Consider the following 7,615-nt stretch of genomic DNA (forward strand, 5'->3'; position numbering starts at 1 on the left):
CATGCACCCGTACAAGGCTCTGTGCGGCAGGTATCGGATTGGGGGCTCCTGCAAATGCAGCGTCCCTTCATGCGCCGGGCCAGCGCAATCCGCACGCGGCGGGTGCTGCCCGGATTGCCGATGGCACTTGGTTTCGATCGGAAGGCCTCAAAAAATACATTGAAATTGCATGTTTTTGAGGCCTGCTGCGCCCGTTTTGACGCCGGTTTGCTTTGGCACTGACCGGCTGGGAGGGGGTAAAAGGCTTGCCAGTATGCCTCGTCTCCGAGCCGTCAAGGTCCGGCGGGCCCTCCTAAATATTGCAAAAATTGAAACTGTTGCCGGAGGCGCAGTGCTTGCGCATTTCGCCGTTCGTTAAGGATTCGGCCGGACTCTGGGTGCCGGAGTGTTTCACAGCCCGGAGAGTCCGATGAGCCGCATCGTGGATTGCTTAACCCAACAGCACAGTTACGGGCTCGTGGCGGTGGCCGCTTTCGTTTGTGTCACAGGTATCATTCTGACGGTGCGGCTGATCAACAGGCTGCCGGGGGTCAAGGGGCGGCGGCGGCTGGTTCAGCTCGGGCTGTCCAGCATGATTGCGGGCTCGACAATCTGGTCGACGCATTTCATCGCGATGCTGGCTTATGAGCCGGGCTTTGAGCATGGGTTCGAGCCGCTGGTAACAGCCCTGTCGCTGCTGGTTGCGGTAACCGGTGCGCTGGCGTCCAATGCCGTGCTTGCTTATGGCACGGGCCGGCATCCGGCGGTGCTGGCGGGGGCAATGTTCGGGGTGGCGGTTTCCGTAATGCATTATACCGGCATGCAGGCCTACCTGATCCCGGGGCTGCTGGAGTGGGAACCGGGCTATCGCGCCCTGTCCATCGGGATTGCAGCCGGCTTCGGCGCCTGGGGGTACGCCTTTGCAGCCAGGCGTGGGCTGGGCCTGCGCAACTGGTTGGTGGCCTCGGCGCTGCTGACGGCTGCCATCTGCGGCATGCATTTCACCGGCATGGGGGCCATCAATGCCCGTCTCAGCCCGCTGGTTGAGGTGCCCGAACAGGCAATTTCGGACACGGCGATGGGGCTGCTGAACCTGGGGATGATGGGGCTGATCCTGCTGACCGGGTTCGCCTCAGCCATCATTGAAACCAATGTCGAAAGCGAAGCGCGTGATCAGCTGGCGCACGCGGCGCTGCATGACCCGCTTACCGGGATGCCGAACCGGATGTGGCTGACCCAGTACCTGACGGCGCTGGAACGGCGGCTGCAGCAGGATGAAACCGGACATGCGGCAATTCTGACCATCGACCTGAACCTTTTCAAGGAAGTGAACGATCTGCATGGCCATGCGGCAGGCGACAAGGTGCTGCAAGCCGTTGCCCGGCGGCTGATGCGCCAGCAGGGGCCGGATGAACACATTGCGCGGGCTGGCGGCGATGAATTCGTGGCCGTCAAGCAGGAGTTCCGGCGGATTGAGCAGGTGCTGGCCTTTGCGGAGCGGCTGCACGCTGCGATCGTTGAGCCGATCGACATGGAGGATTTATCGGTCCGGGTGGGGGCCGCCATCGGGGTGGCCACCAGCCTGAAGGAAAGCCGGGACCCGCTGGAGCTGCTGCACAAGTCCGACCTGGCGATGTACCGGGCCAAATCCGACCCCGGCGGCGCGATCTGCCAGTTCAGCGAGGAAATGGACCGCCAGAGCCGGGAAAGGCTGCAGCTGGTACACGACCTGCGCCAGGCCTGCGCCGCCGGCCAGTTCGAGCTGGCCTATCAGCTGCAGAATGACCTCAGCACGCTGGAGCCGGTCGGCTTTGAGGTGCTGCTGCGCTGGAACCACCCGAAGCGCGGGCGGGTGCGGCCGGACGACTTCATTCCGGTTGCCGAGGAAACCGGCCTGATCCGGGAAATCGGGCATTGGGTTCTGCGCGCCGCCTGCAAGGAGGCGTCCGGCTGGGACCAGCCGTTTCATGTGGCGGTCAATGTGGCGCCGCAGCAGCTGGTGCAGCCTTCCTTTGTCGAGGATGTGATGGACATTCTTCTGGAAACCGGCCTGGCGCCGGATCGGCTGGAGCTTGAGATCACTGAATCCAGCATTATCGACGATCAGGCCCATACCCTGAAGGTGATGCACCAGCTGAAGGCCTACGGGGTGCGGATTGCAATGGATGACTTTGGCACCGGCTATTCGTCGCTGGCCACATTGCAGACCTTCCCCTTTGACAAGATCAAGATCGACCAGAGCTTTGTGCGGGGAGTACACAGGAACGCGCAAAGCGCGGCGATTGTCCGCTCGACGCTGCTCTTGGGGTCGGCTCTGAACATTCCGGTCCTGGCGGAAGGGGTGGAAGAGCTGGATGAGCTGAATTTCCTGCAGGCCGAGAAATGCGCTTCTGTGCAAGGATTCTATTTCGGGACGCCGATGACTCAGGAGGAGATGCGGCGGATCGCCTGCGGGCCGGGAGGCAGCATAAAGCGTTCCGCGTGACCCTGGCGGCGTGCAGGCGGTGCGGGACAATGCGGCCCGTGCCCGTTTGCGGTGCGCTGAGAGAGGATGCAGGAGGGGCTGCAGCGTGCAGGGGAAGCTGCTAGAAATGCGGCAGGCAGGCGTATTCCGGGGGCAGGGCAGTGGCAGGCAATCCTTTTCTTGTGGACCGCAGCGGCGCAGGCCGCGCAACAGTGCTGCTGGCGCATGGCGCCGGTGCGGCCATGGACACCCCGTTCATGACGGCAATCGCCGCAGGGCTTGCGGAGCGGGGCCTGCGGGTGGCGCGGTTCGAGTTCGCCTATATGGCCGCGCGCCGCAGCGGCGGGCCGAAGAGGCCGCCGCCAAAGGCAGAGAAGCTGCAGGCGGAGTTTCTGGCGGCGGTTGACCGGCTTGCTTGCGACGGGCCGCTGATCATCGGCGGCAAGTCCATGGGCGGCAGGGTGGCAAGCCTGATTGCCGACGAACTTTTCTCCGCGGGGCGCATTTGCGGGCTGGTGTGCCTGGGCTACCCGTTTCATCCGCCAGGCAAGCCAGAGCGTCTGCGGACCGGGCATCTGGAGGCGCTGAACACGCCGACTCTGATCTGCCAGGGCACCCGCGACCCCTTCGGCACGCAAGAGGAGGTGCAGGGCTATGCGCTGTCTGCCGCGGTGCGTCTGCATTGGCTGGAGGACGGCAACCACGATCTGCAGCCGCGGAAAACAGTGACCGGCTTCGGCCAGGAGCATAACCTGGACACGGCCTGCGCCGCGGTGTCCGGCTGGGTCAAGGGGCTGGAGTGACACCCGCCCGGCGGGCAGGAGGTTCCGCCGCGGCGGCCTGAAACCTCAGCTGGCGCCGGCGGCAAGCTCCGGCTGCGGTTTGGGCCAGGTGAAGCTGAATTCGCAGCCCTCGCCCGGCGCCGAGTGCACCAAGATCTTGCCGCCCGCCTGTTGCACGTGTTTCTGGACGATGGACAGCCCCATGCCGCTGCCCTCCACCTGGTCGCGGGACTTCAGCGTCTGGAACATCTTGAAGATCTTCTCATGATACTTCGGTTCGATGCCGGGGCCGTCATCAGCAACTGAGAACAGCCAGTGCCCGCCTTCGTCCCGCAGCGACACATCAACAGTGCCGGCGCCTGTTTCGCTGTGCTTGATCGCGTTGGAGATCAGGTTGGCGAAAATCTGTTTCAGCGGCATATTCACCAGCTGGATACCCTCAAAGCCGGGATCGATGCGGATCGTGAAACCCTCAGGCTGGTCGATCAGCAGCAGCGCCTCCTTCAGCAATTCGGTGCCCGGCATCAGCTGCTGGTACCTGTGGTCGGTCTTGCGCCCGGCGCGGGAATACTCCAGCAAGTCGTCCAGCAGCCGGTCCATACGCAGCACCCTTGAGCGCAGCAGTTGTAAGTTTTCAAGGCTGTCTTCATCCAGCGTGTCCGCCAGATCCTCCTCGAGCCAGCTGGAGGCATTGTCGATCACCCGCAGCGGAGCCCGCAGGTCGTGCGAGGCGATATAGGCGAACTCATCCAGATCCCGGTTCGACCGTGACAGTTCCTCGACAAACTGCTCCCGCTCGGCATCGGCGCGCTTTTGCTCCGAGATATCGCGGACAATGCCGCTGAACAGGATATGGCCGCCGACCCGGATCTCGCTAACTGAAGCGGTAAGCGGGAAGATGCTGCCATCCTTGCGCTGCCCCTGGACCTCGCGGCTGGCGCCTATGAAGTTCCGCTGCCATGTCTGGAAGTAATCCCGGAGGTAGCCGTCGTGCTGCGATTTCTGCGGCTCTGGCATCAGGATGCTGACGTTTCGGCCAATGGCTTCCTCCTTGGTGTAGCCGAAGATTTTCCGGCATGCGCGGTTGTAGCTCAGGATCAAGCCTTGGCTGTCGATGGTGATGATGCCCTCGAAGCTGTTATCGCGAATGGCTGTCAGCTCATTCTGTTTATGCTCCAGGGAGATCTGGATGGATTTCTGGCGGCAGACGATGAAGGCAAAGGCCCACAAGGCGCATACTGTCAGGCCCCTGTTGGTCAGCACGATCCATTCGTTAACCCCGCTGCGGTGGAACAGGATGTAGCCGAGAATGGTCAGCCCGGTGCCTGCCGCAGCATAGGAATAAGCGGCGCTGGGCGTGCCTGCCCATACGGCGCACAGGACAACCGAGGTGTAGATCAGGCCGGCCGCGACCCCCAGCGGTGTCAGGTAGTCGAACAGGAAGCCTGCGCAGATCAGCAGGGCGGCGGCCGCTTGCGCCCGCTGGCTGGAACTGACCGGCAGCAGGGGCCGCCGGTGCGTGTCAGCTTGCCTGGCAAATGTCATGTCTGTCAGTTCCCCTGTCTGTGAGCCGGGCGGCACATAAGCCCGGCGCTGAAGGTGCGGCGCGTTCCGCAAACGGCCGCAGACGGTTCTGGCAGGGTACACCCTTTGCTTTCTTCATCAAGGAAAATGCAACCTAAAGTTGCCGATTGCTGGGAGGTGCTGCACGGTTACGGCACCTGCCGGGATGGCCGGAGCCGACGGCGGCCGGCGCAGTCTTTGCGCGCCGGAGTTAAGAGTTTTCTGTTGTTTTCACGGTATCCGGACGGCGAGCCATTTAGAATCAGGAACGTGCGGAGAAGTTCATTGTTTTTCAGATCCAAGGCGGCCACGGCCGGTGCACAGGATGACAGCGCCAAAATCATTGCTGATGTGGTCGATAGCACCCAGGCGGTGATCCGTTTCAAACCGGATGGCACGGTCCTGGCGGCCAACGGCAATTTCCTGACAGCCTTGGGGTACAGCCAGGAGGAAATCACGGGCCGGCATCACGCGATGTTTGTGGCACCTGACATTGCTGCCAGCCCGGAATACCAAACCTTCTGGGCGGATCTGGCGGCAGGCCGGGTCAACACTGGTCAGTTCCCGCGGGTGACCAAGGATGGGGCGACGATCTGGATCCAGGCGACTTATGCGCCGGTCAAGGGGCCGGACGGCACTGTAGTGCAAGTGGTGAAAGTGGCCACCGATGTGACAGTGCGCCGCCTTGGCCTGCAGGAGATCGCCAGGGGGCTGGAGGCAATGAGCCAGGGAGATCTGGCGGTCCGTGTGAAACTGTCCGAACAGCCGGACATCGCGGCGCTGGGCGCGGCCTTCAACCGCTCCGCCGAACAGCTGCAGACGGCAATTGGCGCCGTCACCCAGGTGTCCGGGGCGGTAGGCCGCACGGCGGATGAGATTTCAAAGGCTGCCGGCGACCTGTCGCAGCGCACCGAAAGCCAGGCCGCCACGCTGGAGGAAACAGCGGCAGCCATCGAAGAGTTGACCTCCACCGTTCATTCCGCGGCAGAGGGTGCCGGGAAGGTGGAAGGCATCGTCAGCGAGGCCAAGACCGCGGCGGAGCGCAGCGGCCGGGTTGTCGAGGACGCGGTGGCGGCGATGTCGCAGATCGAGAGCTCCTCCGAGGAAATCGCCAAGATCATCGGCATGATCGACGACATCGCCTTTCAGACCAACCTCCTGGCGCTGAATGCCGGGGTTGAGGCGGCGCGCGCCGGCGATGCAGGCCGCGGCTTTGCGGTAGTGGCCTCAGAGGTGCGGGCCTTGGCGCAGCGCTCAGCCGGGGCCGCGGGGGAGATCAAGCAGCTGATCAGCGAGAGCAAGCAGCAGGTGGCCAGCGGCGTCGATCTGGTGGGCCGCACCGGTGAAGAGCTGAAGCAGATCATTGAAAGCGTCGGCACCATCTCCACCCATATCAGCGGTATTGCCACCGGCGCCAAGGAACAGGCCACCTCGCTGAGCGAGATCAACCAGGGCGTATCGCAGCTGGACCAGGTGACCCAGCAGAACGCCGCGATGGTGGAAGAGACCTCAGCCGCCAGCCAGCAGCTGTCCTCTGACGCAGGCCAGCTGACGCGCGAGGTGTCCAAGTTCAGCGGCTGCGGCGGCGCGGCGCCCGCGGCAACGCCGAGGGCGGAGGTGATCGCCTTCCGGCGCCCGGCGGCGGACTCTGCACAGGACACACTGCCCGCGGCGCAAGGCTGGGAAGATTTTTGACTCCGGCCGCCGGTGGCATCCCCGCGTGCTTGCCGGAATTGACGTGTTGACACTCCCCGTCTGTGCCGCAACGCTGGCTGCAAAAATGACGGGGTGAACACATGGAAAGCCAGGATGCGGCTGCATATCCGCTGGTGCGCCGGGCCGGGCTGAGCGGCATGCTGGTCAGTTTCGGTGGCAGCCTGAGCGAGGCGTCCAACCGCGCGGCGCTGGCATTCCGCACCGCGGTGGAGGCACTGGCACTGGAGGGCGTGGTGGAGACCATGGCCTCGCTGGCCTCGGTGTTTGTCCGTTTTGAACCCTCGGTGCTGCCGCACGGCCGGCTGGAAGATGCGCTGCGGGAGCTGCTTGCCACGCAGGACTGGCTGCAGGCGCCGTTGCCCGCCGGGCGCCGGTTCTGGCGGGTGCCCACCGTTTACGGCACCGAACTGGCACCCCAGCTGGCAGAGGCCGCCGATGCCGCGGGCATGAGCGAAGCGCAGGCCATCGACAGCCTGGGTGCGGCCCGGGTGCGGGTGCTGACCATCGGTTTCGCCCCTGGCCAGCCCTACCTCGGCTCGCTGGGGCCGGAGTGGAACCTGCCGCGGCAAACCGAGCTGACACCGATGGTGCCGCGCGGCGCGCTGGTGCAGGCCATCAGCCAGTTTGTGCTGTTTTCCAACCCGGCCCCGACCGGCTGGCGCCATGTCGGCCAGACCGGGATGACGCTGTTCAGGGCAGAGGCGGAGCAGCCCTTTGCCTTGCGCCCCGGTGACGAGATGCAGTTTGAACCGGTTTCCAAGCCGGACTTCCTGAAGCTCTGCGAAGACGATCCGCTGCGCGGCGGAGCGGCAGCTCAGGAGATCCAAGCATGAGCGGATTGAAGATCCTCCGCATCGGGCCCGCGGCGTCGGTTCAGGACCTTGGCCGTCCTGGGCTGCTGGGGCAGGGGGTGTCGCAGGGCGGTGCCGCCGATACGCTGGCGCTGGCCGAAGGCGCGGCGCTGTTGCGCCAGGACCCGGGCCTTGCGGCGCTTGAGATGGGCGGCATGGGCGGCGAGTTCGAGGCTGCCGGGCCGGTGCGCATTGCGCTGACCGGCGCGCCGATGGCGGCGGCGCTGGATGGCGAAGCACTGGCCTGGAATGCCTCGCAC

The 7,615-nt window shown here is 64.5% G+C and carries 6 protein-coding genes (1 of these 6 cut by a window edge); 5 read left to right on the top strand and 1 reads right to left on the bottom strand.

Annotation, left to right across the window (positions count from 1 at the left end):
* Positions 1-409 precede the first annotated feature (409 nt).
* Together LHL23_RS17115 and LHL23_RS17120 are read left to right on the top strand one after the other, a co-directional pair.
* Positions 410-2,464 (top strand): putative bifunctional diguanylate cyclase/phosphodiesterase, encoded by a 2,055-nt coding sequence (locus LHL23_RS17115; RefSeq protein ID WP_226430828.1) that lies wholly within the window; start codon positions 410-412, stop codon positions 2,462-2,464.
* 140 nt (positions 2,465-2,604) lie between these two features.
* Positions 2,605-3,246, top strand: coding sequence for an alpha/beta family hydrolase (locus tag LHL23_RS17120; RefSeq protein ID WP_226430829.1), 642 nt, complete (start codon positions 2,605-2,607; stop codon positions 3,244-3,246).
* Between the two features lie 45 nt (positions 3,247-3,291).
* Here the strand turns inward: LHL23_RS17120 and LHL23_RS17125 are convergent, their stop codons facing one another.
* Positions 3,292-4,770 (bottom strand): sensor histidine kinase, encoded by a 1,479-nt coding sequence (locus tag LHL23_RS17125; protein ID WP_226430830.1) that lies wholly within the window; start codon positions 4,768-4,770, stop codon positions 3,292-3,294.
* Positions 4,771-5,073: 303 nt separating this feature from the next.
* On the opposite strand from LHL23_RS17125, the gene LHL23_RS17130 reads away from it, so the two are divergent.
* From LHL23_RS17130 to LHL23_RS17140, 3 genes are all read left to right on the top strand, one after another.
* Positions 5,074-6,483, top strand: coding sequence for a methyl-accepting chemotaxis protein (locus tag LHL23_RS17130; RefSeq protein WP_226430831.1), 1,410 nt, complete (start codon positions 5,074-5,076; stop codon positions 6,481-6,483).
* 101 nt (positions 6,484-6,584) lie between these two features.
* Positions 6,585-7,337, top strand: coding sequence for a 5-oxoprolinase subunit B family protein (locus LHL23_RS17135; protein WP_226430832.1), 753 nt, complete (start codon positions 6,585-6,587; stop codon positions 7,335-7,337).
* A protein-coding gene (locus tag LHL23_RS17140; protein ID WP_226430833.1) for a biotin-dependent carboxyltransferase family protein crosses the window boundary here: on the top strand, positions 7,334-7,615 show its beginning. 750 nt of this gene lie beyond the right edge of the window; the window shows 282 of its 1,032 coding nt (coding positions 1-282); the start codon lies at positions 7,334-7,336; the stop codon falls past the right edge of the window. Before LHL23_RS17135 ends, LHL23_RS17140 begins: the two co-directional genes overlap by 4 nt.

It is taken from the genome of Leisingera sp. McT4-56, from assembly GCF_020514995.1.
GTDB lineage: Bacteria > Pseudomonadota > Alphaproteobacteria > Rhodobacterales > Rhodobacteraceae > Leisingera > Leisingera aquaemixtae_A.